Raw genomic sequence first — 26474 nt, 5'->3', positions numbered from 1 at the left:
GCGGAGGAGCGAAGAACTCCGTGGGGTGTGCTGGCCGGTGGCACCGACCACACCGAGGTTGATGCCCATGACTATCGCCCGGTCCCGCCGTAGACGACCGCCTCGACCTCGGTCGAGTCGAGGTCGAACGCCGTGTGCGTCGCGCGGACGGCGTCGTCGACCTGCGCCTCGTCGACGATCACCGAGATCCGGATCTCGGAGGTGGAGATCATCTCGATGTTCACGCCGGCGGCCGCGAGCGAGGCGAAGAACTTCGCGGTGATGCCCGGGTGCGAGCGCATGCCGGCGCCGATCAGCGAGACCTTGCCGATCTGGTCGTCGTACAGCAGCTTGTCGTAGCCGACCTCGTCCTGGATCCGGGCGAGCGCCCCCATCGCGGTCTGGCCGTCGGAGCGCGGCAGCGTGAACGAGATGTCGGTGAGGCCGGTGGCGGCGGCGGAGACGTTCTGCACCACCATGTCGAGGTTGACCTCCGTGGCCGACAGCGCCTCGAAGATGCGGGCGGCCTCGCCCACCTTGTCGGGCACGCCGACGACGGTGATCTTGGCCTCGCTGCGGTCGTGGGCCACGCCGGCGATGATCGCCTGCTCCATCTCAACTTCTCCTGCTCGGCGGTCCGGGATGACCCAGGTGCCCTCCTTCTCGCTGAAGGAGGAGCGCACGTGGATCGGCATGTTGTAACGGCGGGCGTACTCGACGCACCGCAGGTGGAGGATCTTGGCGCCCGAGGCCGCCATCTCGAGCATCTCCTCGGTGGAGACCTGCGCGAGCTTGCGGGCGGCGGGGACGATGCGGGGGTCGGCGGTGAAGACACCGTCGACGTCGCTGTAGATCTCGCAGACGTCGGCCCCGAGCGACGCGGCCAGCGCGACCGCCGTCGTGTCGGAGGCGCCCCGGCCCAGGGTCGTGACGTCCTTGGTGTCCTGCGAGACACCCTGGAAGCCCGCGACGATCGCGATCGCGCCGTCGGCGAGAGCCGCCTCGATCCGGCCGGGCGTGATGTCGATGATCTTGGCCTTGCCGTGCGCCGAGTCGGTGATCACGCCGGCCTGCGACCCGGTGAACGACCGGGCCTTGTAGCCCAGCTGCGAGATCGCCATCGCGACCAGCGCCATCGAGATGCGCTCACCCGCGGTGAGCAGCATGTCGAGCTCGCGCGGCGGCGGCAGCGGGGTGACCTGCTCGGCGAGGTCGCGCAGGTCGTCGGTCGTGTCACCCATGGCCGAGACCACGACGACGACGTCGTGGCCGGCCTTGCGCGTGTTGACGATGCGCTGCGCGACGCGCTTGATGCCGGTGGCGTCGGCAACGGACGATCCGCCGTACTTCTGCACGACAATGCCCACGATGCGGTCCTCGAGGTCGGGGAAGTTCCGCCGCCGATTCTATCGAGCGTCCGGCTCGCCCGACTCGAGCATCTCATCGGCGACGGCGAGCTGCTCCTCCTCCTCGACGAGCGGGTCGGTGTCGAGCCGGTCGTGGGAGACGACGGAGAGCAGCGCGTTCAGCGCCGCACCGGCGAGGTTGCCCCACGAGGAGACGTAGGAGAACTGCCACCACCACAGCGCCTCGGAGACGTTGCCGAGCCGGTAGTGGCGCAGGCCGTTCTCGAGATCGGTCGCGATGCTGGTCAGGTCGTCGGAGAGCTGGCTCTCGACGATCTCGGGCACGTACGGGTCGAACACGAAGGAATAGGTGTCGACCCCGCCCAGCATGCCGGCGAGCGCGAGGCGCATCTCGTCGAGGTCGGCCTCCGGCCCCACGTCGGGCTGGTACTCCGCGGCAGGCGTGAAGTCCTGCTGGGCGCCCAGGCGGGCACCGGCGAGGAGCACCTGGCTGATCTCGAGCAGCAGCAGCGAGATCGCCCGGCCGCCGTCGGCCTCGCGCGCGATCGCGCGCAGCGCAAGCAGGAAGCTCTCGACCTGGTCGGAGATCTGGCTCGCGAACTCCCGGGTCTCGGGGTCCAGCGTGCCCAGCTCGGGCTTGGTGTCAGTCATCTGCGGATCGTCTCCCTGCAAACGCTCGGCCGAGGGTCACTTCGTCGGCGTACTCGAGGTCGCCGCCTACCGGCAGTCCACTCGCCAAACGCGTCACGCGCAACCCGAGCGGCTTCAGCATCCGCGTGAGGTACGTCGCTGTCGCCTCGCCCTCGAGGTTGGGGTCGGTCGCGAGGATGATCTCGATGAGGTTGCCGTCGGAGAGGCGGACCATCAGCTCCCGGATGCGCAGCTGGTCGGGCCCGATGCCGTCGATCGGCGAGATCGCCCCGCCCAGCACGTGGTAGCGGCCCCGGAACTCGCGGGTCCGCTCGATCGCGACGACGTCCTTGTACTCCTCCACGACGCACAGCACCGTCGGGTCGCGGCGCGGGTCCCGGCAGATGCGGCACTGCTCGTCCTCGGAGACGTTGAAGCAGGTGCTGCAGAACTTCACCTTCGCCTTGACCTCGATCAGCACGTCGGCGAGCCGGCGTACGTCGGTCGGGTCAGCCTGGAGCAGGTGGAACGCGATGCGCTGGGCGCTCTTCGGACCCACGCCCGGCAGCCGGCCGAGCTCGTCGATCAGGTCCTGGACGATGCCTTCGTACAACGTGACCTCTAGAAGCCGAGCTGGCCGGGGGCATCGCCCCCGGGCAGGCCGCCACCCGGCAGGCCGCCGGCGAGCGGACCGAGCGCCTCGCCGGCGAGCGCGTCGGCGTTCGCCTTCGCGTCGCGGTAGGCGGCCACGATCATGTCGCCGAGGTCGGCCAGGTCGTCGGGGTCGCTCCCGTCGAAGCCGCCGGCCTTGATCTCGACGCCGACGAGCTCGCCGACGCCGTTGACCTTGACCGTGACGGCACCGCCGGCGACCGTGCCGTCGACGACGCTCTCCTGCAGGCGCGCCTGCGCGTCCTGGAGCTGCTCCTGCATCTGCTGGGCCTGCTGGAGCAGGGCGTTCATGTCGAAGCCACCGCCGCCCAGGGCATCGAAGGGGTTCTGGCTCATGTGGTGCTGCCTCTCGTCACTGGTGGCGGATCTCCTCGATCATCTGGGCGCCCAGCTCGCGCTGGAGCAGCTCGGTGGCGCTCATGCCCTGGTGATCGGCGTCCAGGTCGTCGGGGTGGGCGTCGGCGTCGGCCGAGGCCCAGTCGGGGCCGGACGGCTCGGGCTGATGGTCGGCGGAGCGGGTCTGCTGGATCGCCTCCCGCGCGGCAGCGCTGGCACTCGGCCCGCCGGGTTCGGCGGGCTCGGCGGGTGGCTGCTGGGGCGCCTGCTGGGGTGGCGGCTCGGGCGCAGGCGGCGCCGCAGCCGGCTCCGCGACCGCGGACCGGGTCACCGCCGGCGTGCCCTCGGCCTGGGCACCGGGGTCGACGATGGTCTCGATCTTCCACTCCGCGCCGACCACGTCGATCGCAGCCTGGCGCAGCACGTCGTCGCAGCCCGCGCTGACGAACGAGTCGCGGGCGCCGGAGTTCGCGAAGCCGAGGGTCAGGGTGGTCCCGTCGACCGCGACCACCTGGCAGTTCTGGGTCAGGTGCATCCAGGCGAGGCGGCGGCGCAGCTTGGTGGCGTCGACGATGTCGGGCCACAGCCGGCGTACGTCGACGAGCGACAGGCTGCCCGACGCCGCCGGCGCCGGCGCGGGTGTCGGGGCGGGCTCGGGTGGCGCCTCGACGACCGGCTCGGGCGCGGGAGCCGGCTCGGCCGTCGTACCGGACTCGGGCTCGGACACGGGCTCGGGCACGGGCTCGGGGGCGGGCTCGGCGACCGGTGGGGCCACGGGCTCCGGGCGCGCGGCGGCCGGGTCGGGGGCGTCCGGCCGGTGGGCGGGTGCCACCGGCCGGTCCTGAGCGGGCGGCGCGGGCGGTGCCGACGTCGGCGTGGGCGCGCCCCCGCTGATCGTCAGCCGCTTCTCCAGCCGGTCGAGCCGGGCCAGCACACCGTCGGTCGCGTGGTCGGCACCCGGCAGCAGCACCCGGGCGCAGAGGAGCTCGAGCAGCAGCCGCGGCGCGGTCGCGCCCCGCATCTCGGTGAGCCCGGACGCGACGATGTCGGCCGCGCGGCTGAGCTCGGCCGGGCCGAAGCGCGCCGCCTGGGCGACCAGCCGCTCGCCCTGGTCCTCGGAGACGTCGATCAGCCCGGTGGCGGGCGCGTCGGGGACGGCCGCGACGATCACCAGGTCGCGCAGCCGGCGGAGCAGGTCCTCGGTGAACCGGCGTGGGTCCTGCCCGGTCTCGATCACCCGGTCGACCACGCCGAAGACCGCGGCGCCGTCACCGGCCGCGAAGGCGTCGACGACGTCATCGAGCAGCGTGTCGGGGGTGTAGCCGAGCAGCCCGGTCGCGAGCTCGTAGGTCACCCCCGCCGAGCCGGCACCGCCGAGCAGCTGGTCGAGGACCGAGAGCGTGTCGCGGGCCGACCCGCCGCCGGCGCGCACCACCAGGGGCAGGGCCGCCGGGTCGAGGCTGACGCCCTCCTTGTCGCACAGCTCGGAGAGGTACGACGACAGCAGCCGCGGCGGGATCAGCCGGAACGGGTAGTGATGGGTGCGCGACCGGATCGTCGGCAGCACCTTGTCGGGCTCGGTGGTCGCGAAGATGAAGCGCAGGTGGGGCGGGGGCTCCTCGACGAGCTTGAGCAGGGCGTTGAAGCCCTGCGTCGTGACCATGTGGGCCTCGTCGATGATGTAGACCTTGTAGCGGCTCTTCACCGGCGCGAAGAAGGCCTTCTCGCGCAGGTCGCGGGCGTCGTCGACACCGCCGTGGGAGGCCGCGTCGATCTCGATCACGTCGATCGAGCCGGGGCCGCCCCGGGCCAGGTCGCGGCAGCTCTCGCACTCCCCGCACGGGTCGGCCACCGGCGCCCGCTCGCAGTTGAGCGCACGCGCCAGGATGCGGGCGCTCGTGGTCTTGCCGCAGCCGCGCGGCCCGGAGAACAGATAGGCGTGGTTGACCCGGTTGTTCGCCAGCGCGGCCCGCAGCGGCTCGGTCACGTGGTCCTGGCCGATGACCTCGGCGAAGGACTCGGGCCGGTAGCGGCGGTACAGCGCGAGAGGGGACTCCACGCATGAACCCTAACCAGCGGCACCGACAGCCGGTAGCGGGCGGGGGAAGCGGGTTGCCGTCTCCGCTGTAACGCCGGGTTATCCGCTGTTCCCACCGTGCTGCAACATGGTGGGAACAGCAGATAACCCGGCGTTACATGCGTGAGCCGCGGCCGGGTCGACGCCCTGGCAGGCTCAGGCAACGGGACGTGAAAAGGCCCCCCGCGCACCCGACAGAGCTCGCTTACCCTTGCTGCCTTCCGGCCCTGGGGGAGTTGGGCAAGATGCCGCCACACGGGGGGTTGGCCCCGAGTGTAGGTGAGCCCCCGGCAGCGCTCCAAGACGGGCCTCCTCCGAGCGGCCGACACACCGACCCGACCACGGACCGGTCGATTTCGCGGCGTCGTACGGCGCCCGGTAGCCTCCTCCGCGGAGGTATCGCCTAGTGGCCTATGGCGCTCGCTTGGAAAGCGGGTTGGGTTAACGCCCTCGGGGGTTCGAATCCCCCTACCTCCGCCAGGTAGCCGCGTCGTCCGCCTCAGGACGGTCTCCACACCCTCCTGAGACGGACGACCCGGCTTCATCCTCAGGCGGCGAGAGCGCGGCCTCGCGCGACAGCGTGACGCCGCACCCGAGGAGCCGCAGCCAGGTCTCCGGTACGACGACCGCCCGGTGGTCGCCGTAGCCGAGCGCGGCCGCGGCGTCGTCGCCGACCAGCCGGTTCGCCCGGCCCTGGGCGTCGACGAGGTACGGCGCACCTCGGTCGGGGTCGGTCCAGCCTCCGGAGAGCACGTGGGCGCCGCGGCCCGGCACCACGTCCACGTCTCGCTCACCCGCGAGCACGTCGGCGGCGCCGGCGGACGCACCCGGGCTGCCCAGCCGCACCGCCGGGACGGCACCGGCCTCGGCCACCAGCTCGGCGCACGGCTCGTCGACGGCGGCGTCCGGCACGGTGGCCGGCCAACCGGCGCCCTCGAGCACCGCGTCGCCGCGCGGCACCCGGGGCGCCGTGTCGACCACCTCGGGCGCGACCACCCGGTCGTCGGGGGCGACCACGTTGCGGTAGACGGTCGCCGCGAACTCGGTCAGCGCCACGGGGCCGCTCTCGGTCAGCAGCAGCCGCTCCTCGCCGGTCATCAGCAGGTCGCCGATCTCATGGGCGCCGATCGCGCCGGCCGCGTACTCGGGAGTCGAGCCGTAGCCGGTGAGCCCGAAGCTCCGCCAGTCCAGCGGAGCGCCGACCGGGAAGAGGTCGATCCAGGCCCGGTCGACCGGGATCGCGGCAGCGGTGGTCTGGAGGCCGAGGGCCGCCAGCAGGTTGTCGGTCTGGTCGCCCGGTGCGCCCATCGGGAGCAGCACCGCACCGCCGCCGGAGAGCTCGTCGCTCGGCACCACGACGAAGAGCTCGCCGCCGTTGCTGACGGTCACGCCCCGCGCCCCGGCGGGCAGCAGGTCGGGTCGTTCGGCGATCCGCAGCCTGATGCCGGCGCCGGCGGCCGTGCAGGCCGTCCAGCCGCTGTCGACCAGCCGGTCCGGCGCCGGCAGGCTCGCCGGTGCGTCGACGATGCCGAGGTCGTCGCCGATGCGTTGCTCGTCGATGGCTTCCTGCTCGACGAGCGTCGGCTCGGCGTCGCCGTCGAGGATCAGCCTGGCGCTGGTGGCGTTGACGACCGGCCGCAACTCAGGGTCGTCGCCGACGACGACGTACGCCGCACCGGTGTCCTTCGAGACGACCAGGCCCCGGCGCATCCAGTTGTCGGGCGCGGCCGGTGCGAGCACGCCGGCGATCGCGACGCCCGCGGCGACGAGCACCGCCAGCACCGCGCCCCCGACGATCGATCGGCCCGGTCGCGCCGGCTCGGCCTCCCGTGCGCCCGGGGCACCGGACAGGAACGCGGTGACCAGGCGCCGGCGGCCGAAGGAGAAGGCCTCGACGAGCTCCTTCCTGGTGGCCATCAGCCGCGGATCGCGGAGAGGACGCCGGTGGCGACGACGAGCAGCGGCAGCAGGGCCGCGAGCCCGACGCTCTCGGCGAGGTCGCTGAGCCGGCCGCGGCGTACCGACGGCGTACGCCGGACCAGCCCCTGCGGCAGCAGGACGGCACCGCTCACGACCAGCAGCACCGCGACCGCGGGTCGCCAGTCGGGCTCGAGCCAGAGCGCCGCGACCGCGGCGGAGAGCAGGCCGAGGAGACCCGCGCCGAGCCCGACGATGACCTCCGCCTCGGCGCGATGCCGCCGGGTGCGCAGCATCACGACGGCGCAGCAGGCCACGACCAGGATCGCGCCGGCGCCGCCGAGCGACACCGCGAACGGCGCGATCAGCACCAGCAGCAGGCCGACGCTCGCCGAGACCGCGGCCAGGATCTCGTGGGCCAGCCGAGCGTCGGCCGCGACCCGATCGGCGTCGACGGGCCGAGGCTCGGCGGCGATGTCGGCGTGGAGCAGGTCGACGGAGGTCCCCGCTGCGCCCAGGACGAGCCACGGGAACGCGCTGCCGGCGATCACGACGAGCACCAGCGCGACCGTCAGCACGACGGCAGGCCCGACGTCGGCGACCTCGCGCAGCAGCCCGACGGCGAGGAAGGTCGCACCGGACACGACCGGCGGCAGCACCAGCACTCGCCCGTCGCCGAGGCCCAGCAGGCAGATCAGCCCGGCGCCGAATGCGGCGGCCGAGGCGGCGATCGCGGGCTGGCCGAGCAGCACGCCCGCCACCGCGGCGTACAGCGCGGCGGTCCAGGCGACCACGACCGCGGCGTCCCGCTCGTGGACGACCCGGGAGAGCACGATCGCGCCGGCCGCCAGCCCGGCCGCGATCACGGCGGCGGCGATGCCGGCGAACGGCGACCCGGGCTGGAGCAGCAGGGCCGCGGCGCCGAGCGCCATCGACAGCCCCGCCGCGCCGAGGGCGGTACGCCGGCCCGCGGCGGCCGGCCAGGGCGTCAGCTCGCGCTCGACCGCGTCGGCCATCGCCTCGACGACGTCGTCGTAGATCCGGGGCGGCTCGTCGTCCACCCCCGCGGCCATCGTGAGCAGGCCGCCGTCCGCGACGCCCTGACTCACCAGGCCGGCGTCGGCGGCGAGCCGGCGGCCACCCGCCGTGACGAGGCGGTAGCCGCCGTGGACGGTCCCGGGGTCGAGGAGGCCGACGCTGCGGGCCAGCTCGGGCACCAGCTCGGCGACGGGGACGGCGCCGGGCAGCACCAGGTCGACGCACCGGGTGCCCGATGCGACCGTGACCCGCACCAGCGCCGGGCCGCTCACCCTCGGATGCCGAACGACGCCGCTCCCCGGGCGTCGGCGGCCTGGTACTCGGCGTTCGAGTGGTGGACTGTCGTGCTCGTGTCGTGCAGGAGGGTCTTCATCTCCTGCATCGCGGTGTCCCACGTGGCCTTGGCGACGACGTAGGCCTGCTGGGCGTTGCCGGTCCAGTCGCTGCGCAGCGGGGCCAGCTCCGCCTCGAGTTGGTCGAGCCGGCCGTCGATCTTCTGGACGGCGTCGGCGAGGTCCTGGGCGGCCGTCTCGAGGCCGGCATGGTGGACGCGGAGTCCGTCGAGGGTCATCTCGCTCACTTCCTTCGTTCCGGGCCGGTCAGCCGAGCCGGCCGGCCATCGTCGAGTAGGCGGCGGACTGCGCCTGGTCGGTGTCGAGGTTGTCCTTCTCCGTCGCGGTCAGCGACGCCTCGAACTCGTCGAGCGCGCCGGTGATCACGCGCTGCCGGTCCGTCCACGCCCGGTGCAGGGCGAGGAAGGCGGTGCCGCCGGCCCCGGCCCACCTGCCCTGGAGGCTGGAGATCCGACCCTCGAGAGCCTTGCTCAGCCCGTCGAAGTCCTGCTTGGCGGCGGCCACGAGCGCCGCGGCCTTGGTGAGCGTGCCCTCACCCTGTCCCATCTCTGCTGCGCCCGACATGGCGTCAACTCCTTCTCCTCCGGGCTCCATCGGGCCGCGTCGCCGCCCGAGACCGAATCCGACTCCGGTGCCTGAGCCCGTTCCCGCACCGGACAGGACTCGCTTGCCCGGGTCGAGGGGCCACAAACCCGTCTCCACAGCCCCGGGCCGGCAAGGGAATCTCCCCTGTGGATCACGGGGTGGACCGGTCCCGAGCGGGTAGTTCCGAGGAGCAGGAGAGGAGGGCGCGTTGACGACGCTGCGCAGGACGAGACCGGACCGGCCGGAGCTGCCGTCGGGCGAGCTCGTGCTCCGGCCACCGCCGCGGATCGTGCCGGCTGAGGGCGCCGGAGGCGTGCTGATGAATGCCATCCCGATGCTCGGCAGCCTCGGCTCGATCGTGCTCGTGGCGACCATGAGCCGCACCGAGGGCGGCCGGGCCTTCGTCGCGGCGGGGCTGTTCGCCTTCGCCACGGTCGGCTTCGTCATCGTCCAGATCGACCGCCAACGCAGGCAGCGCGGCCAGCGGACGAGCGGCTCGCGCGCCGACTACCTCCGCTACCTCGCGGGCGTCCGCGAGCAGGTCCGCGACGCCGCGGCCCGGCAGCGTCGGGCGCTCACCTGGCGCCACCCCGAGCCGGCGGCGCTCCCGGCGCTGGCCGCGGAGCGGTCGCGGCTGTGGGAGCGCGACAGCGCCGGCCCCGGCTTCCTCGAGGTGCGGTACGGCGTCTGCGCGCAGTCGCTCGCCCTCACCCTGGTGCCACCCGAGAGCACGCCGGGCGACCAGGCCGATCCGGTCTCGGCATCGGCGCTGCACCGGCTGCTCGCGATCCACCGGCTCCAACCCGACCTGCCCGCGTCGATCGACCTGCGCACCTTCGACCGCATCGAGGTCTGCGGCCCGGCGGAGCCGGCTCGGTCGCTGGCCCGGTCGCTGATCTGCTCGGCGGCGGCGTTCCACGCGCCCGAGCAGCTGGCGGTCGCGGTCCTCGCCGCCGAGCAGAGCCTCGTCCACTGGGACTGGGTCAAGTGGCTCCCCCACGCCCACAGCGGCCGGCGGTCCGACGCCGTCGGCCCGCTGCGGATGGCCTCGACGTCGCTGGCCGACCTGGCCGCGCTGCTGCCCGCCGACCTGCCCGACCGTCCCCGCTTCGGCGCCGACGAGCGGCCCACAACCCCGCACCTGCTGCTCATCGTCGACGGGGGCGAGCTCCCGCCGGGCAACCACGTCGTACCGCCCGACGGCCTGCATGGGGTCACGCTCGTCGACCTGCCCGCGCGCTGGGACGCGCCCACGGACCCGAGGCGGCTGCGGATCGAGTTCGACGAGACCACCGGCACCGACGCGCAGGGCCGCCGGGCCATCCGCGCGCTGCGGCCGCAGGAGGAGCCGATCCGAGCGCGCGCCGACGCGTGCCCCCTCGCGACCGCCGAGGCCTTCGCCCGACGGCTGACGCCGCTGCCCACGCCCTCGACCGAGGTGGTCGGGTCGGGCGGCGAGGTCGCCGCGCCCGACGACCTCATGGAGCACCTCGGCCTCGGCGACGTCCGCGCCCTCGACCCGGACCGGGCCTGGCGACCGCGGCCCGCGCGCGACCGGCTGCGGGTGCCGATCGGCCTCGGCGACGACGGCGCGCCGGTGCACCTCGACCTCAAGGAGTCCGCCCAGCAGGGCATGGGACCGCACGGCCTGGTGATCGGCGCGACCGGCTCGGGCAAGTCGGAGCTCCTGCGCACCCTGGTGCTCGGCCTCGCGATGACCCACTCCCCCGAGCAGCTGAACATGGTGCTGGTCGACTTCAAGGGCGGCGCGACGTTCGCGGGCCTGACCGCCATGCCCCACGTCTCGGCGGTGATCACCAACCTGGCCCAGGAGCTCACGCTCGTCGACCGCATGCAGGACGCGCTCTCGGGCGAGATGGTGCGCCGCCAGCAGTTGCTGCGCGACGCGGGCGACGTCGCGTCGGTGCGCGACTACGAGCGGGCCCGGGCGGCCGGCGAGCGGCTGGCTCCGCTGCCGTCGCTGCTCATCGTCGTCGACGAGTTCTCCGAGATGCTGGCGGCGAAGCCGGAGTTCACCGACCTCTTCGTCGCGATCGGCCGCCTCGGCCGCTCGCTCGGCCTGCACCTGCTGCTCGCCTCGCAGCGGCTCGAGGAGGGGCGCCTGCGTGGGCTGGAGTCCCACCTGTCCTACCGGATCGGGCTGCGCACCTTCAGCGCCACCGAGTCGCGCGCGGTGCTCGGCGTCCCCGACGCCTACGAGCTGCCGCCCGCCCCCGGCCTCGGCTACCTCAAGCCCGACCCGGCGACCCTGCTGCGGTTTACGGCGGCGTACGTCTCGGGTCCGCCGAGGTCCCGGGTGCCGCCAGTACGGCGCGACGAGGGCGGCCGTGCGCGCGGCATCCTGCCGTTCACGATCTCGGAGGTGCGGAGCCTCAACGTCGCCGGCCCCGAGCCCGAGCCCGCGCGGCCGGCACCCGAGGTCGGCGAGTCGCTCCTCTCGGTCGCGGTGCGCCGCCTGGCCGGGCACGGCCCGGCCGCCCACCAGGTCTGGCTGCCGCCCCTGGACCGGCCGGACACGCTCGACCGGCTGATGCCCGACCTCGCCCCCACCCCCGGGCTCGGCCTGGTCTCCGAGCGGTGGCGCCGCCGCGGCGGCCTCGTCGTACCGCTCGGCACCGTCGACCGTCCGCGCGAGCAGCGCCGCGACCCGCTCACCGTCGACCTGTCGGGCGCCGGCGGGCACGTCGCGGTCGTCGGCGGTCCGCGCAGCGGCAAGAGCACCCTGCTGCGCACGATCGTCACCGGCCTGTCGCTGACCACGACGCCGCAGGAGTCGCAGTTCCTCGTGCTCGACTTCGGCGGCGGCACGTTCGCGCCGTTCGCCGGGCTGCCGCACGTCGCGGGTGTCGGCACGCGCGCCGAGCCCGACGTCGTACGCCGGATCGTCGCCGAGGTCCGCGGCATCGTCGACCGGCGCGAGGCGCACTTCCGCGCGCACGGGATCGACTCGATCGAGACCTACCGCTCGTGGCGCGCGGCCGGGCGCACCGACGACGGGTACGGCGACGTGTTCCTCGTCGTCGACGGCTGGAGCACGCTGCGCGCCGACTTCGACGACCTCGAGGCCGAGATCCAGCAGCTCGCGGCCCGCGGGCTGACGTACGGGCTGCACGTCGTCGTGGGCGCCGCCCGGTGGGCCGACTTCCGGGCCGCGATGCGCGACCTCCTCGGCACCCGGCTGGAGCTGCGGCTCGGCGACCCGACGGACTCCGAGATCGACCGCAGGGTCGCGGCCCTGGTGCCGACGGGACGACCGGGCCGCGGCCTGCTGCCGGGCCCGCTGCACTTCCTCGCGGCGCTGCCTCGCATCGACGGCGACCGCGATGCCGACACACTCGGCGCGGCCGTCTCGGACCTGGCCGCGCGGTCGAACGCCGCCTGGGCCGGACCGGTCGGGCCGAAGCTGCGGCTGCTGCCCGGGCTCGTCTCGCTCGACGACGTACGCGCGCGGGCCGGGAGCCCCGGGCCCGGACTGCTGCTCGGTGTGGCCGAGAAGGACCTCGACCCGGTCGCGCTCGACCTCCCCGCCGAGCCGCACCTGCTGATCCTCGGCGACGGCGGGTCCGGCAAGAGCGCCGCGCTGCGGACCTATGCCCACGAGGTGCTGCGCACCCGCACCCCCGCGGACGCCCAGCTGGTCGTCGTCGACTACCGGCGCTCGCTGCTCGGGGAGGTGCCGAAGGAGTACCTCCTCGCCTCTCCCACCTCCGCCACCCAGGCGCAGCCCACGCTGCGCGACCTCGCGGCGTACCTCGAGGGCCGGCTCCCCGGCCCCGACGTCACCGCCGAGCAGCTGCGCAACCGCTCGTGGTGGACCGGTGCCGAGGTGTTCGTGCTGGTGGACGACTACGACCTGGTCGCCACCCAGCAGGGCTCGCCGCTGCACGCCCTGGTGCCGCTGCTGCCGCAGGCCCGCGACGTCGGCCTGCACGTCGTCGTCGCCCGCCGCTCCGGCGGCGCCGCCCGGGCGATGTACGAGCCGGTCATCCAGTCCCTGCGCGATCTGGCGATGCCCGGCCTGCTGCTCTCCGGAAGCCCCGACGAGGGACCGCTGCTCGGCGGCCAGCGGCCGCAGCCCGCGCCGCCCGGTCGCGGCCGGCTGATCACCCGCGACCGGGGCGTAGAGGTCCTGCAGCTGGCGTGGACCGAGCCGTCGCCGTGACCGACTTGGCCGGTGGTTTCGAGGCTCAGGCGCCAGGGCGCCTTCGCACCTCAACCACCGTCGGCGACGTCACACGTGCGTGTGCTCCCCGGGCCCCTTGACCTTCAGGCCGGGCAGGTCGGCCAGGTCGTAGGTGATCTCGAAGGTACGGCGGTAGCCGGTGTGCGCCACCCGCCAGCCGCCGGGCGTGCGCAGGTAGCGGTCGTCGTAGAACGCCGCGCCCTCGAGCATGAACCGGAACGCCGGCACGATCACCTTGTCCTGGAGGTACCAGCGCGCCGTGGCGATGTCGCCGTCGACCTCGATCTCCGGGTGATGCACCTGGTGCAGGGTGAGGAGCCCCTCGCCGAGGTTCTCGCGCATGTAGGAGACCAGCGCGGCCCGGTCCTCGAAGACCAGGCCGTTGTAGTCGCCGGTCGCCTCGGGCAGGAAGCAGTCGGCGAAGGCGTCCCAGTCCTTGGTGTCCAGGGTGCGCAGGTAGCGGTACTTCAACTGGCTGATCGCGGTGATGTCGTCCACGAACTAGAACGTATTCCAGTTCAGTCCGCGGTGCCGACCGAAACGTGTGACGCGCCCGTAACCCGGCGTCAACCTGCCGGCGATGTGAACGATCCAACCTGGGTACCGGCGGTCGTCCCACCACCGACGACGGCCACCGATGTCGATCACCACCGACCAAGGAGGCGGCAGATGAGCGAGCGGACCACCCCGAACGACCTCGACCGGCACGGCACCCGGCGGACCCGGCTGCGGGAGCGGCACCCGGCCGCCCTCGCGTCGCTGCTGGACGAGCGCACCGACCTGCGCGGCGTACACGCCCTGGCGGACCACTTCGACGACGCGATCCGCTGGTCGGCCTGATCCACGCCCGACCCACGCCCGACCCGGTGGCCGGCCCCGACCCGGGGCCGGCGTTCGGAGCGCGTCGTTATAGTCGCGCCCGTGATCTTCAAGCGTGTCGGCGTCGGGCGGCCGTACCCCGATCACGGGCTCTCGTCCCGGGCCTGGGCCGACGTGCCGCCGCGCCAGGTACGCCTGGACCAGCTGGTCACCACGAAGGACACGCTCCAGCTCGCGGCCCTGCTCGACGAGGACTCGACGTTCTACGGCGACCTGTTCGCGCACGTCATCGAGTGGCAGGGCGAGTACTACCTGGAGGACGGGTTGCACCGGGCGCTGCGCGCCGCCCTCCAGCAGCGCCTCGTCCTGCACGCCCGCGTGTACGCACTGGAGGGCTGATGAGCCAGTCGACGACCCCGCTGAGCCAGGGCGCCCGCACCGCCCTGACCCTCGCCGTCCTGTGCCTGCTGCTCGTCGTGGCCGCCATCTGGGGCTGGAGCGCGACGACGAAGCCGCTGCCCGCCAAGGTGGACAGCCCGATCTGCGTGACCACGCCGGTCAGCGCCGGCTCCGACCTCTACCGGCAGCAGGTCACCGTGAGCGTCTACAACGCCGGCCAGCGCGACGGGCTGGCGGGCCGCACGATGCAACTGTTCGTCGACGCCGGCTTCAGCGAGGGCACCTCCGGCAACGCCCGGTCGGCGAAGGTACGCCGGGTCGCGATCTGGACGACCGAGCCGGAGAGCCCCGCGGTCCAGCTGGTCGCGAGCTACCTCCCGGGCGTCGAGATCGAGCGCCGCGACGGCATCGGAGCCGGCGTCACCGTGCTCGTCGGGGACGACTTCGGCTCCACGAAGCTGGCCGCGGGCGAGCAGTCCGTGACGGTCCAGTCGGACACCGAGGTCTGCAGCCCACCGGTGGGCTGACGGTCGACCGGACTGTCGGCCGGGTGGTCAGCGCTGCTGACGACGCGTCCGGTCGCCGAGCCACTGGGCCAGCCGGCCGTGCGCGCTCACCTGGCGCAGCCGCTCCTCGGTCTGCTCCCGGAGCTTGCGGGGCGTGACGACCAGCAGGTCGTCGCCGTGGCGCAGCACGGTACGACGCTCGGGGACGATCGTCTGACCGTCCCGGATCACCATCGACACCGATGCCCCCGGCGGCAGCCGCAGCTCGCCGACCTCGACGCCGTGCATCCGTGAGCTCGGGCTGATCGACACCTGGAGCAGGTCGGCCGCGACCCGCTCCAGGGGCGCGACCTCGACGTCGAGGCCGCGCGGCTCGGAGCGGCGCGCGACCTTGAGCACCCGGGCCACGGTCGGCAGGGTCGGCCCGGTGAGCACGGTGTAGACGACGACCATCACGAAGACGATGTCGAAGAGCCGTTCAGCCTGGTCGACGCCCTCCGCGAGCGGGATCGTCATCAGCACGATCGGTACGGCGCCGCGCAGGCCGGCCCACGAGATGAAGGCGAGCTCGCGCCGCGGTATCGGCTGCACGACCGAGCTGACCAGCACCGAGACCGGGCGCGCCACCAGGGTCAGGATCAGGCCGGCGGCCACGGCGAGACCGACGATCTCGAGGTTGATCCGGCCCGGGGAGAGCAGCAGGCCGAGCATCACGAACAGCCCGATCTGGGCCAGCCACGCCAGACCCTCGGCGAACGAGCGGGTGGCGGCACGGTGGGGCAGCTCCGAGTTCCCGAGCACCAGCCCGGCGACGTACACCGCGGCGAAGCCGGAGGCGTGGACCGAGGTCGCGATGCCGTACCCGAGGAAGGCGAGGGTGAGCACGGCCAGCGGGTAGAGGCCGGAGGACGGCAGCGCGGCGCGGCGCATCACCCAGGCACCGCCGAACCCGGCCGCCAGACCGATCAGGGTGCCGGCGGCGAGCTCGTAGCCGATGATGCCGAGCAGCCCCAGCGGGCCGTGCTCGTCGACGGCGCCTGAGGACACCAGCGTGACGAGTACGACGGTCGGGGCGTCGTTGAGACCGGACTCGGTCTCCAGCGAGCCCGTGAGCTTCTTCGGGAGCGGCACCACGCGCAGCACGGAGAACACCGCGGCCGCGTCGGTCGGCGACGTCACGGCGCCCAGGATCACCGCGAGCTCCCACGGCAGCCCGAGGATGTAGTGCGCACCGAGCGCGACGATGAGCACCGAGATCGCGACGCCGATGGTCGCCAGCGAGACGCCGAGCCGGATCGAGGCCCGCATCTCGTGCCAGTTGGTGGTCAGGCCACCCTCGGCGAGGATGACCGCGAGAGCGGCGAAGCCCAGCGCGTGCGCGAGCTCGGCGTTCTCGAACTGGATGCCGAGGCCGGCCTCGCCCAGGACGACGCCCATGAGCAGGTACATCAACAGGCTGGGCAGTCCGGCCTTCGACGAGACCCGGACGGCCAGGATGGCGAGGAGGGTGACGGCCGACCCGACCAGCACGAACATGTCGAGGTCGTGGACGTCGAACGACACAGGCCTACCTTGGCGATCGTCGGGCGGGGCCGCATTCTATCGGTGCCGGGTCGACCGCCTGTCGACGGTGTCCGACTCGTCGCCAACAAATGGAACTTGTTCTAGATTTGCCCCATGAGCAGCGGAACCGCCATCCCCGAGGCCCTCGACGCCTCCGTGCTGACCGACGACACGGAGCGGTACGACGTCGTCGTCGTCGGCTTCGGCATCGCCGGCGGCTGCGCGGCCCTCGAGGCGGCGCGCGCCGGTGCGCGGGTGCTGCTGCTCGAGCGGGCCGCCGTGCACGGCGGCACGTCGTCGATGTCGGGGGGCCACTTCTACCTCGGCGGCGGCACGCCCGTGCAGCAGGCGACCGGCTGGTCGGACTCCGCCGACGAGATGTACGCCTACCTCGTGTCCGTCTCCAAGGAGCCGGAGCACGAGAAGATCCGCGCCTACTGCGACGGGTCGGTCGAGCACTTCGGGTGGCTCGAGGCGCTGGGCTTCGAGTTCGAGCGGTCCTACTACCCCGAGAAGGCGGTGATCCAGCCCGGCACCGAGGGGCTGATGTTCACCGGCAACGAGAAGGTCTGGCCGTTCAAGGAGCGGGCCGTGCCCGCACCGCGCGGCCACAAGGTGCCGGTGCCCGGCGACACCGAGGGCACCAAGATGGTGATGGACCTGCTGCGCGCGCGGGTCGACGAGGCGGGCGTCGAGGTCCGCTACGAGACCGGGGCGACCAACCTCGTCGTGTCGTCCGGCGCCGTCGTGGGCGTCGCGTGGCGGTCGTTCGACTCGACCGGTGTCATCGCGGCCCCGGCCGTGGTGCTCGCGGCCGGCGGCTTCGTGATGAACCCGGACATGGTCGCGGCGTACACGCCCGCCCTCGCCGAGAAGCCGTTCACGCTGGGCTCGACGTACGACGACGGCCTGGGCATCCGGCTCGGCGCGTCGGCCGGCGCGGAGCTCAAGCACATGGACGAGCCGTTCATCACCGCGCCGTTCTACCCGCCGTCGGCGCTGATGACGGGCTTCATCGTGAACAAGCGGGGCGAGCGGTTCGTGGCCGAGGACTGCTACCACTCGCGCACGTCGCAGTTCGTGATGGAGCAGGAGGACCACGCGGCGTACCTGATCGTCGACAGCGAGCATGTCGAGTACCCGAAGTTCCCCCTGGTGCCGCTGATCGACGGCTTCGAGACCATCGCCGAGCTCGAGTCTGCGCTCGGGCTGCCGGCGGGCTCGGTCGCGGCCACGCTCGAGCGCTACAACAAGATGGCCGCCGCCGGCGAGGACCTCGACTTCCACAAGTCGCCCGACTGGCTCGCCCCGCAGGACGCCGGCCCTTGGGCGGTCTTCGACCTCCGGCTCGGCCACGCGATGTACGCCGGCTTCACCCTCGGCGGCATCCGGGTCTCGGTCGACGGCGAGGCGCTGCGCGCCGACGGCTCGGGGGTCCCCGGCCTGTACGCCGCCGGCGCGTGCGCGTCCAACATCGCCCAGGACGGCAAGGGCTACTGCTCCGGCACCCAGCTCGGCGAGGGCTCGTTCTTCGGCCGCCGGGCGGGGCGAGCCGCCGCGATCCGAGCTCGCGAGGATCGCGAGTAGCGGCGAAGGTTGAGGAGCGTCGGGTCGAGCCGCCGCTGCCCGAGCTCGCGAGGGCAGCGAGAAGCGGCGAAGGTTGAGGAGCGTCGGCTCGGACCGAAGCGGAGCGAGGGCCGAGCGACGCGTCTCGAAACCCGGTGAGACGAGAGGCAGGCTCAAGCACGACAGTCGGCACGGAGGTTTCGAGACGGGCGCAGAACGCCCTCCTCAACCACCGTGCCCCCAACCGCGCGGAACGCCCTCCTCGACCACCGGCACGCTGCGGGTTCGGCTGCTGACAGCCAGAACCCGCACGACACTCCGAGGCCGACCGGCATGTCGCGCGGGTTTCGGCCGCCGGCAGCCAAAACCCGCACGGCCCGTACAGTCGCCCCATGACCGACCGCTTCCAGGTGGCCAGCCGGGCGAACGTGCCGCCGTTCCACGTGATGGACCTGCTGGCGGCCTCGGCGGCCCGCCAGCGCACCCACGGCGACCTGCTCAACCTGCTGGCCGGTCAGCCGATGACCGGGGCGCCGGCCCCGGTGCGCGAGGAGGCCAAGCGGCTGCTCGACTCGGGCGACCCGCTCGGCTACACGCCGGCGACCGGCATCCTCGAGCTGCGCCAGGCGATCGCCCGGCATCACAAGCGGGCGCACGGCATCGAGGTCGACCCGGACGAGGTCGTGGTGACGACGGGGAGCAGCGGCGGCTTCCTGCTGGCCTTCCTGGCGGCGTTCGAGGTCGGCGACCGGGTGGCGATGGCGCGGCCGGGCTACCCCTGCTACCGCAACGTGCTCACCGCGCTCGGCTGCGAGGTCGTCGAGATCCCGACCGGCCCGGAGACCCGGTTCCAGCCCACCGTGGAGCAGCTCAGCCAGCTCGGCGACATCAAGGGCCTGGTCGTGGCCAGCCCCGCGAACCCCACCGGCACGATGCTGCTGCCGGGCGAGCTCGCCGCGCTCGCGACGTACTGCGAGGAGCAGCGCATCCAGCTGATCTCCGACGAGATCTACCACGGCATCGAGTACCGCCCAGAGATGACAGAGCCCCACCTGGCGCGCAGCGCCTGGGAGACCAGCCGCGAGGCGGTCGTCTTCTCCAGCTTCAGCAAGTACTTCTCGATGACCGGCTGGCGGATCGGCTGGATGCTCGTCCCCGAGCGGCTGCGCCGCGCGGTCGACGTGCTGACCGGCAACTTCACGATCTGCCCGCCGGTGATCGCGCAGCGGGCCTGCCTCGCGGCGTTCGACGAGGCGACGTACGCCGAGCTCGACGGCCACGTCGCCCGCTACGCCGAGAACCGCCGGCTCCTCCTCGACGGCCTGCCCCGGATCGGCATCACCGAGCTGGCGCCGGCGGACGGCGCGTTCTACATGTACGCCGACGTCGGTCACCTCACCGACGACACGATGGCGTTCTGCCACGACCTGCTCGCTCGTACCGGCGTCGCGATGGCGCCAGGCATCGACTTCGACACCGTCGACGGGCCCCGGTTCGTGCGGATGAGCTTCGCGGGTCCCGGCAGCGAGATCGAGCAGGCCCTGGAGCGGCTCTCCACAGGCCTCGACCGCTGAGGTTTCTCCACAGCGGCGCTCCGGCGACCCTCCCCACCGACGACCCGATCCACGGGTCGCGGGAGGGGACGAGATGTACGGCGACGCCACCGCGATCCACGGTCTGGCCGGGCAGCTGCGCGACCGCGCGGCGCAGATCCGCGACGTCGCGACCGACCTCGCCGCGGCGATCGACCGGGTGGCCTGGGACGGCCTGGCCGCCGACGCGATGCGCGCGCAGACCGGCCTGCAGCTCGACGCGCTGCGGCACACCGCGGCCCTCCACGACGACGCGGCGGACGCCCTCGACCAGCACGCCGCCCGGGTGCAGCAGCTCCAGGACCTGATCGCCGCGATCGAGCAGCAGGCCGCCCAGCTCGTCGACGCCGCCCATACGCGGCTGTCCGGCCTGGCCCACGGCGTCTTCGACGGGCTCACCGGGCTCGCGCCGGACCCCGTCGACGAGGTGCTGGCGCTCTTCCGGCCACCGCCGCCCGGGCACCTCGACTGGCTCTCCGTCGACCTGCCGGGGCTGCCGTGACCGACGACGGGGCGGCGCGCATCACCGACGTCCGCGGCGGGTCCGGCAGCATCGAGGCGACGTACGACGCCGTCCGCGGCCTGGCCGACGCGATCGACGCCGCGGCGGACCGCCAGCGCGCGTGGGCGCTGTCCGGGGCCGGACTGCTCGCCGACCCCGACCTGCTGGCGTCCGCCCCGCTGTCGCCACCGACGTTCGCCGAGGCCGAGGCCGCCCTGGTCGCGGCGACGACCGGGTCGCTCGGCCTGCTGCCCGGCTCCGCCGGCTGGGAGGCGACCGCCGTACTGATCCGCGCGGCGCTCGACGGGCTGGAGGCCAGCGACGTCGCCGCCCGGGTGGCGATCGACGCGCTCGACTGGCGACTCGGTCTGATGGCCGGCATGGTCCTGCGCCTGGCCGGGCCGGTGGCGCTCGCCACCGCGTCCACGCTGCCGCCCGAGGCCCGCGCCCGCCTCGGTGCCGACCTGCAGCGGTGGCTGGTCGACCATCCGCGCATCGTCCAGCACCTGGTCAACGGCGGCGGTGGACTGCTCACCGGGCTCGGCCCACTCGCGGCGATCGACCGGCGGGCCGCGACGACCCTGCTGGCCCTGGCCTATGCCGACGGCGACCCGGTCACCACGCCGCGCCCCGATCTCCGGGTCCGCGCCAGTCGCCGTCAGCCCGCCTCGGTCGCCGACCTCGTCGATCACCTCGCCCAGGTCGCCGCGCTGTCCCCCGAGGCCGGCTCCGCGGACAACGGCACCATCGAGGTGCAGAGCCTCGACCCCGGCACCGACCGCGCCCGGCACGTCGTCTACCTGCCCGGCACCGACGACCTGGCGACGCTGCCCTGGACCCAGGACCGCGACGTGCGCGACATCGGCACCGATCTCCGGTCCGCGGCGGGCACGAGCACGGCGTACCAGCGCGGGATCCTGCACGCGCTGGCCGATGCCGGAGTGCGACCGGACGAGCCGGTGCTGCTGGTCGGCCACTCGCTCGGCGGCATGGAAGCGGCGGCGCTGGCCGGTCGCGACACCGGCTTCGCGATCACCGACGTCGTCACCGCCGGCTCGCCGACCGCGCACCTGGGTGGCTTCCCCGACGGGGTCCGGGTGCTGTCGCTCGAGCATCGCGGCGACATCGTGCCGCTGCTCGACGGAGCCGACAACCCCGACCGGGTGGAGCAGGTCACGGTGCGCTTCGCCCACCCCGGCGACGGCACGGTCGCGGGCGAGCACGGCTACGACCACTACCGCGCGGGTGCGGCGGCGGTGGACGCGTCGACCGACCCGACCGTGGTCGACCACGTCGACGGGCTGCGCGACCGCGGGTACCTCGGTCGGTCGGCGGAGGTGTCGAGCCGGGTGTTCCAGGTCGCTCGCCACCGTTGAGCGGTTTTGATCCGTGGTGCTGCGGGAATGCGAGCCACTGACCCGCGACGGGAGGCAGGCGATGTACGGCGACTCCGAGGTGATGCGCAGACGAGCGGCAGAGCTCCGCGCGCAGGGCGCCGACCTCCGCACGCTCGCCGACCGACTGGTCGCGAGCACCGAGGGTGCCGGCCGGACCGGCCGGGTCGCGGCCGCACTCGATGAACGGCTCCGGATCCGGGCGGGCCGTCTGCGCGAGGCCGCCGGCCGCCACGACGACGCAGCCGAGGCCCTCACCGCCCACCGACGCGAGGTCGACCGGCTCAAGGAGGCCATCGCCGACACCGAGCGCCGCGCGACCCAGTTGCTCGCGCAGACCGACGCCACCGGGCCGACCCCGCCACCGGGCCACCGCGACTGGCTCACGCTCGACCTGCCGGGGCTCTGACCGCCGCCCATGCCGACCATCGACCTGGGCGTCGCGCCCGTGACCCCCGCTCCGGTCGGCCTGCTCGCCGCGCTGCCCCGGCGGCTCACGCTCACCCTCCCGGAGCTCCACCTGGTGGCGGAGCGCGCCGGCGACGCGCCGCTGCCGTTCGACATCCGACCCACCGGGTTCGCGGGCGCGGACGAGTCGGCCTACCTCGACGCGCTCGCGGCGTTGCCCGAGCCCGACGCCGCCCTCACCCGGCGCGGACTCCTGCACGGCGACGCGGTCGACGAGGGCCTGCTCGGCGCCGTCGGGCTGATCGCGGCGCCCACGGTCGCGCTCGACCTCGACGTACGCGCCGGTCCCGGCCGCACGAAGGCGTGGCACCGACAGTCCGGGGGCGCCGTCGCGGCGCTGGCGACCGCCGACGGCATCGTCTTCGAGCTCGCCTGGTTCCCGGTCGACCGGTGGGGCGAGGAGCTGGCCCGGGCCGCGGTGCTGCCCGAGACGGTCGCCGTCGGCTCCTCGGCCGTCCCCGACGGCCTCGACCTCCCGTACGAGCTGCTGGACGCCGCGGCCGAGGCGGCTCGGAGCGGGCGGCGCGACCTGCTGTCGGTGCTGGTGGCCGAGCACGCCACCGACTGCCGCGGCCCCGGCGGAGCTCCGCTGCCGGAGCTCGACCTGCTCACCCTGCTCGAAGGGCTCACCTCGGAGTGCCGGGGGCGGCTCCGCGCGCTGGTCGCCGACGTCTCCGGCGCGACCACCGAGGTGGTCGGCGTGGTGTCGTGGCTGCTGCTCGCCGACGGGTGGCGTTCCCTGCGACCGCGTCGGGTCGCTAGCGTCAGCCGGATGACCGTCCTGCGAGTGACACCCCCCGAGCTCGCGCTCGCGCTGGCCCCCGTGCTCGCCGAGGTGGCCCGGTGACCCAGCAGACCCTCGACGACGGCCCCGACCGCTACGAGCCCCTGATGCGGCTCGCCGACCTCTTCGATGCCGCGGGCAGCGAGATGCGCACCCGCGCCGGCCTCGGCGAGCGGGTGCTCCGCGACCCCGAGGTCGCCGACTCCGCCGAGCTCGCGCCCGCGACCTGGGCGCGGTTCGACGACGAGACCCGCGCCGCCACCACCGGCCGCCACGGACTGCTGGCCCGCTCGGTGGAGCTGGACGCCGACGCGCTCGCCGTCCGCGCGACCGTACGGACCTACCGCTGGGCCGACGACCTCCAGGCGACAGCACAGCGGACGCTGGGCAGCGTCGCGGCCCGCGCGGCCGGCTACCTCGCCCCCGACGTGGCGCTCGGCGGCGACGTGGTGTCGGCCGGGCTGATCGAGACCGACGCGCTCGACCGCGAGGGGGTCGCCGGGTTCCTCGACGAGCTCGCTGGCCGGCACCCCGAGCTGCTCGAACACGCCGTCACCGTCGGCGGCCTGGTCGACGGGCTGCGGATGCGCTCCCTGCTCGCGACTCCCGTGCTCGCCGGCGACCGCGGGCCGGCCGCCTCCCGCGGCGGGATGGCGGCGCTGGGCGAGGGCCCGTTCGCCGTCGACCTCGGCGCGGCGCTGCGCGACGTCGCCACCGACCCGGGCGAGCGGGGCGACGACGCACCACCCGAGCACGCCTCCGACGGGCCGCCCTCCGGACTCGAGGACCTGATGATCCGGCTGTTCGCCGTCACCCGGTCGGTGGCCGTGCAGCGGGTGGCGCCTGGGGCGTACGTCGCCTTCCTGCCCGGCCCGCACGGCCGCTCCGGCCGGCCCCTGCGCCTGGTCGGGGGCGACCACCTGCCGTACGCCGACCGCGTCACCCGCACGCTCGAGGGCGCGATCCGCCGGCACGACGACCATGCGCGGGTGCTGCTGGTCGGCCACGCCCAGGGCGGACCCACCGCGCTCGACATCGCGGCGATGGCCGAGTCCCCGCTCTTCGACGTCGACCGGGTGGTCACCGCCGGCGCGCCCTCGGCGCTGGTCCCCCGGGTGCCGCGGACCACCCGGATGCTCAGCCTCGAGGACCGCAGCGACCCGGTCGCGCTGCTCGGCTCGCTCGTCAACGCCGCCTCCGACAACCGCCTCACGGTCGTCTTCGACGGCGCCGGCGCCGAGTCCACGGCCGAGCGCTACATCGCCGGAGCCCGCCTCGCCGACGCCTCCGACCACCCCGACCTGGTCCGCGCGATCGACGACCTGCGGGGGCTGGGGTACCTGTCGTAGGTCGTCGCCGATCGGGATAGTCCGTCACGTTCTGGTTGTCCGAGGGCGAGACCCACCACCAGAACGTGACGGACTATCCCAGCATCCCGGTGGCTCACAGGATGTCGTGCACGAACTCCCCGAGCTGGGTGAGGTTGCGGCACTCCACCATCGGCACGATCTCGCCGTACTTCGACGCAGCGGAGTCGCCGGTGTCCCAGTGGCGGCGGTGCTCGGGGTTGAGCCACCAGGAGTGCTTGGCCGACCCGGCCAGCCGCCGCAGCACGTCGAGGTGCAGGTCGCTGTAGTTGGAGCGCGCATCGCCGAGGATCAGCAGCGACGACCGGGGCCCGAGCGCATCGGCGTACGACTCCTCGAACTTGGCCAGCGCGCGTCCGTAGTTCGTGCGCCCCCACAGCGCGGCGTGGGCGGTGCTGGCGGCGAGGCCGGCGAGCACGTCGCCGGGGTCGGCGCCGGGACGGAAGTGCGAGGTGACCTCGTGCACGTGGTCGATGAACGTGAAGGCCCGGACCTTCTCGAACTGGTCGCGCAGCGCGTAGACGAGCAGCAGCGTGAACTGCGCGAAGTTCGCCACCGACCCGCTCACGTCGCACAGCACGACGAGCTCGGTGCGATGCGGCCGCTTCGGCCGGTGATGGGTGACGAGCGGGACGCCGCCGGTGGAGATCGAGGCGCGCACGGTACGCCGGAAGTCCAGCGGGCCACTCCGCTTCGCGTGGTGCTCCTGGGTCAGGCGAGTGGCGAGCCGGCGGGCGAGCGGGTAGATCTCGCGGCGCATCTCGTCGAGGTCGGCCTTGCGCGCGGCGGTGAAGTCGATGCGGTCGATCGACGGTCGCAGCGCGACGTTCGCGACGTGCTCGGGACCCTTCTCCTCGGCGATCCGCCGACGCGCGTCGGCCTCCACGAGACCGGTGAGCTCGCCGATCCGGCGGCGCGCCTCGACGCGGGCGTCCTCCAGGCGGCCCTCGCCGAGCAGCGCCTGGGCGATCCGGTCGACCAGCTCCTGGGGCGAGACCCGCTGCAGGGCGGTGTACGCCGACCACGACGACAGGCCCGGCCCGCGCCCCGGCATCGCGCCGAAGCGGGCGACCATCTCGGCGGCCAGGTCGAGCATCGCCTGCCGGTCGCCCTCGGCCAGCGCGTCGACCAGCTGGTCGCGGAAGGCCGCCAGGGCCTGGGCGTTGTCGACCACGCGGTCCGCGTCGTCGCGCTGCCCGGCCGCGCCGTCGCCGACCATGCGCGGGAAGTAGACGTCGAAGAGCGCGTCGAACGTCGCCCGCTGGCTCTGCTTCTTCACCAGCGTCGCGGCGTACGCCGCCCGCACGGTCTCGCGCCGGTCCCAGTCGACGGCGCCGAGCGCGGCGACGGCGTCGAGGTCCTCGGCGAGCGATACCGACATCCCGGCAGCGCGCAGCGCCTCCAGGAAGGAGATGTGGCGGTCGACCAGCCCCGAGGTCATCCCGCGAACCTCAGCTCCTTCATGGCCTTCTCCCGGTCGGAGTGGTGCTTGAGCAGGACGCCGAGGGTGTCGTCGATCGTCGTGGGGTCGAGGTCGCGGATCTCGAGCGCCACCAGGGTCCGGGCCCAGTCGACCGACTCGGCGATCGACGGCGCCTTCTTCAGGTCGAGGTCGCGCAGCCGGTGCACCACCTCGACGAGCATCCGGGCGGTGCGCTCCTCGAGGTCGGGCACCTGGCTGGTCACGATCTCGCGCTCGCGCTCGGCGTCGGGATAGTCGAGGTGCAGGTAGAGGCAGCGTCGCTTGACGGCCTCCGACAGCTCGCGGGTCGCGTTCGAGGTGAGCACCACGAAGGGACGGCGTACGGCGGCCACCGTGCCGAGCTCGGGGATCGTCACCTGGAAGTCCGACAGCACCTCCAGCAGCAGTCCCTCGACCTCGACGTCGGTCTTGTCGACCTCGTCGATGAGCAGCACGGTCGGCTCGTCGCGCCGGATCGCGGTCAGCAGCGGTCGGGTGAGCAGGAACTCGTCGGTGAAGATGTCGTCGTGGGTCTCCTCCCACGACTGGTCGCCGGAGGCCTGGATGCGGAGCAGCTGCTTCTTGTAGTTCCACTCGTAGAGCGCCCGCGCCTCGTCGAGCCCCTCGTAGCACTGCAGCCGCACCAACTCGGCCCCCGTCACGCAAGCGACCGCCTTGGCGAGCTCGGTCTTGCCGACCCCGGCCGGCCCCTCGACGAGCAACGGCTTCTCCAGGACGCCCGCGAGGTACGCCGTGATCGCCGTCGCCGGATCGGCGAGGTAGCCCGATCCCGCCAGGCGGGTCGCGGCGTCGTCGGGCGAGGAGAACCAGGTGCTCGGCTGCGGCATGTCCCCATCCTCGCCCAACCCGGGGCTCGCCAGGTCGCTGGCTCAC

At 73.7% G+C, this 26474-nt stretch carries 24 protein-coding genes, 1 tRNA gene and 1 other RNA gene; 12 read left to right on the top strand and 14 right to left on the bottom strand.

Translation table 11 applies throughout. The features are described from left to right. Positions 1–71: 71 nt before the first annotated feature. From FHU40_RS11550 to ffs, 6 genes are all read right to left on the bottom strand, one after another. Positions 72–1346: an aspartate kinase gene (locus FHU40_RS11550; RefSeq protein WP_183592485.1), complete on the bottom strand. Its 1275-nt coding sequence runs from the start codon at positions 1344–1346 to the stop codon at positions 72–74. Between the two features lie 39 nt (positions 1347–1385). Then, positions 1386–1997, bottom strand: a complete 612-nt coding sequence (locus FHU40_RS11545; RefSeq protein WP_183592484.1) for a DUF5063 domain-containing protein — start codon at positions 1995–1997, stop codon at positions 1386–1388. Continuing rightward, positions 1990–2589, bottom strand: a complete 600-nt coding sequence (gene recR / locus FHU40_RS11540; protein ID WP_183592483.1) for a recombination mediator RecR — start codon at positions 2587–2589, stop codon at positions 1990–1992. The genes FHU40_RS11545 and recR overlap by 8 nt, the downstream gene beginning before the upstream one ends. Positions 2590–2597: 8 nt before the next feature. Further along, complete coding sequence (locus tag FHU40_RS11535; protein WP_183592482.1) at positions 2598–2984, bottom strand: YbaB/EbfC family nucleoid-associated protein; 387 nt, start codon at positions 2982–2984, stop codon at positions 2598–2600. Between the two features lie 16 nt (positions 2985–3000). Next, the gene (locus FHU40_RS11530) at positions 3001–5043 is read right to left on the bottom strand and encodes a DNA polymerase III subunit gamma and tau (protein WP_183592481.1); all 2043 of its coding nucleotides are present in this window, start codon (positions 5041–5043) and stop codon (positions 3001–3003) included. Between the two features lie 192 nt (positions 5044–5235). Then, an RNA gene (gene ffs, locus FHU40_RS11525) (signal recognition particle sRNA small type) lies at positions 5236–5326 on the bottom strand. 127 nt (positions 5327–5453) lie between these two features. On the opposite strand from ffs, the gene FHU40_RS11520 reads away from it, so the two are divergent. Then, positions 5454–5541 (top strand) — tRNA-Ser (locus FHU40_RS11520). Here FHU40_RS11520 and eccB read toward each other — a convergent pair. Genes eccB through FHU40_RS11500 form a run of 4 tightly spaced genes read right to left on the bottom strand, consistent with a single transcriptional unit; the run spans position 5530 to position 8933 of the window. Continuing rightward, positions 5530–6978 carry a type VII secretion protein EccB gene (gene eccB / locus FHU40_RS11515; protein WP_183592480.1) on the bottom strand — a complete coding sequence of 483 codons (1449 nt, stop codon included), beginning with the start codon at positions 6976–6978 and terminating at the stop codon, positions 5530–5532. The two genes, FHU40_RS11520 and eccB, sit on opposite strands and share 12 nt — an antisense overlap. After that, on the bottom strand, positions 6978–8288 hold the full coding sequence (gene eccD / locus FHU40_RS11510) for a type VII secretion integral membrane protein EccD (protein WP_183592479.1): 1311 nt from the start codon (positions 8286–8288) through the stop codon (positions 6978–6980). The genes eccB and eccD overlap by 1 nt, the downstream gene beginning before the upstream one ends. Continuing rightward, a complete protein-coding gene (locus FHU40_RS11505) occupies positions 8285–8587 on the bottom strand; it encodes a WXG100 family type VII secretion target (protein WP_183592478.1) in 303 nt (100 codons plus the stop codon). The genes eccD and FHU40_RS11505 overlap by 4 nt, the downstream gene beginning before the upstream one ends. A gap of 28 nt (positions 8588–8615) precedes the next feature. Then, positions 8616–8933, bottom strand: a complete 318-nt coding sequence (locus FHU40_RS11500) for a WXG100 family type VII secretion target (RefSeq protein WP_183592477.1) — start codon at positions 8931–8933, stop codon at positions 8616–8618. A gap of 229 nt (positions 8934–9162) precedes the next feature. Between FHU40_RS11500 and eccCa the strand changes: the two genes are divergently transcribed. Beyond that, on the top strand, positions 9163–13137 hold the full coding sequence (eccCa, locus tag FHU40_RS11495) for a type VII secretion protein EccCa (protein WP_183592476.1): 3975 nt from the start codon (positions 9163–9165) through the stop codon (positions 13135–13137). Positions 13138–13206: 69 nt separating this feature from the next. Here eccCa and FHU40_RS11490 read toward each other — a convergent pair whose 3' ends face one another. Continuing rightward, complete coding sequence (locus tag FHU40_RS11490) at positions 13207–13656, bottom strand: nuclear transport factor 2 family protein (RefSeq protein WP_183592475.1); 450 nt, start codon at positions 13654–13656, stop codon at positions 13207–13209. A 171-nt stretch (positions 13657–13827) separates the two neighbouring features. Between FHU40_RS11490 and FHU40_RS11485 the strand changes: the two genes are divergently transcribed. The 3 genes from FHU40_RS11485 (at position 13828) to FHU40_RS11475 (ending at position 14903) form a co-directional block, all read left to right on the top strand. Continuing rightward, positions 13828–13998, top strand: a complete 171-nt coding sequence (locus FHU40_RS11485; RefSeq protein WP_183592474.1) for a hypothetical protein — start codon at positions 13828–13830, stop codon at positions 13996–13998. Positions 13999–14079: 81 nt separating this feature from the next. Then, positions 14080–14376, top strand: a complete 297-nt coding sequence (locus FHU40_RS11480) for a type II toxin-antitoxin system VapB family antitoxin (protein ID WP_183592473.1) — start codon at positions 14080–14082, stop codon at positions 14374–14376. After that, positions 14376–14903, top strand: coding sequence for a LytR C-terminal domain-containing protein (locus FHU40_RS11475; RefSeq protein ID WP_246390562.1), 528 nt, complete (start codon positions 14376–14378; stop codon positions 14901–14903). The genes FHU40_RS11480 and FHU40_RS11475 overlap by 1 nt, the downstream gene beginning before the upstream one ends. Positions 14904–14930: 27 nt before the next feature. Here the strand turns inward: FHU40_RS11475 and FHU40_RS11470 are convergent, their stop codons facing one another. Then, on the bottom strand, positions 14931–16418 hold the full coding sequence (locus FHU40_RS11470; RefSeq protein WP_183593760.1) for a potassium/proton antiporter: 1488 nt from the start codon (positions 16416–16418) through the stop codon (positions 14931–14933). 141 nt (positions 16419–16559) lie between these two features. Here FHU40_RS11470 and FHU40_RS11465 point away from each other — a divergent pair, with 141 nt between their 5' ends. The 7 genes from FHU40_RS11465 (at position 16560) to FHU40_RS11435 (ending at position 24100) form a co-directional block, all read left to right on the top strand. Next, positions 16560–18032 carry an FAD-binding protein gene (locus FHU40_RS11465; RefSeq protein ID WP_183592472.1) on the top strand — a complete coding sequence of 491 codons (1473 nt, stop codon included), beginning with the start codon at positions 16560–16562 and terminating at the stop codon, positions 18030–18032. Between the two features lie 371 nt (positions 18033–18403). Beyond that, the gene (locus FHU40_RS11460; protein ID WP_183592471.1) at positions 18404–19585 is read left to right on the top strand and encodes a pyridoxal phosphate-dependent aminotransferase; all 1182 of its coding nucleotides are present in this window, start codon (positions 18404–18406) and stop codon (positions 19583–19585) included. A gap of 73 nt (positions 19586–19658) precedes the next feature. Then, positions 19659–20105, top strand: a complete 447-nt coding sequence (locus FHU40_RS11455) for a hypothetical protein (protein WP_183592470.1) — start codon at positions 19659–19661, stop codon at positions 20103–20105. Continuing rightward, on the top strand, positions 20102–21481 hold the full coding sequence (locus FHU40_RS11450) for an alpha/beta hydrolase family protein (RefSeq protein WP_183592469.1): 1380 nt from the start codon (positions 20102–20104) through the stop codon (positions 21479–21481). Before FHU40_RS11455 ends, FHU40_RS11450 begins: the two co-directional genes overlap by 4 nt. Positions 21482–21494: 13 nt before the next feature. Next, complete coding sequence (locus FHU40_RS11445; protein ID WP_343057826.1) at positions 21495–21908, top strand: hypothetical protein; 414 nt, start codon at positions 21495–21497, stop codon at positions 21906–21908. A 9-nt stretch (positions 21909–21917) separates the two neighbouring features. Beyond that, positions 21918–22814, top strand: a complete 897-nt coding sequence (locus FHU40_RS11440) for an ESX secretion-associated protein EspG (protein ID WP_183592468.1) — start codon at positions 21918–21920, stop codon at positions 22812–22814. Continuing rightward, a complete protein-coding gene (locus FHU40_RS11435; RefSeq protein ID WP_183592467.1) occupies positions 22811–24100 on the top strand; it encodes a hypothetical protein in 1290 nt (429 codons plus the stop codon). Before FHU40_RS11440 ends, FHU40_RS11435 begins: the two co-directional genes overlap by 4 nt. A 94-nt stretch (positions 24101–24194) precedes the next feature. On the opposite strand, the gene FHU40_RS11430 is transcribed toward FHU40_RS11435, so the two are convergent. Both FHU40_RS11430 and FHU40_RS11425 read right to left on the bottom strand, forming a co-directional pair. Continuing rightward, on the bottom strand, positions 24195–25559 hold the full coding sequence (locus tag FHU40_RS11430; protein ID WP_183592466.1) for a vWA domain-containing protein: 1365 nt from the start codon (positions 25557–25559) through the stop codon (positions 24195–24197). Further along, positions 25556–26428: an AAA family ATPase gene (locus FHU40_RS11425; protein WP_183592465.1), complete on the bottom strand. Its 873-nt coding sequence runs from the start codon at positions 26426–26428 to the stop codon at positions 25556–25558. Before FHU40_RS11425 ends, FHU40_RS11430 begins: the two co-directional genes overlap by 4 nt. Positions 26429–26474: the final 46 nt, after the last annotated feature.

Source organism: Nocardioides soli (assembly GCF_014191495.1).
Classification (GTDB): Bacteria; Actinomycetota; Actinomycetes; order Propionibacteriales; family Nocardioidaceae; genus Nocardioides; species Nocardioides soli.
This window is presented reverse-complemented; position numbering and strand designations above follow the sequence as displayed.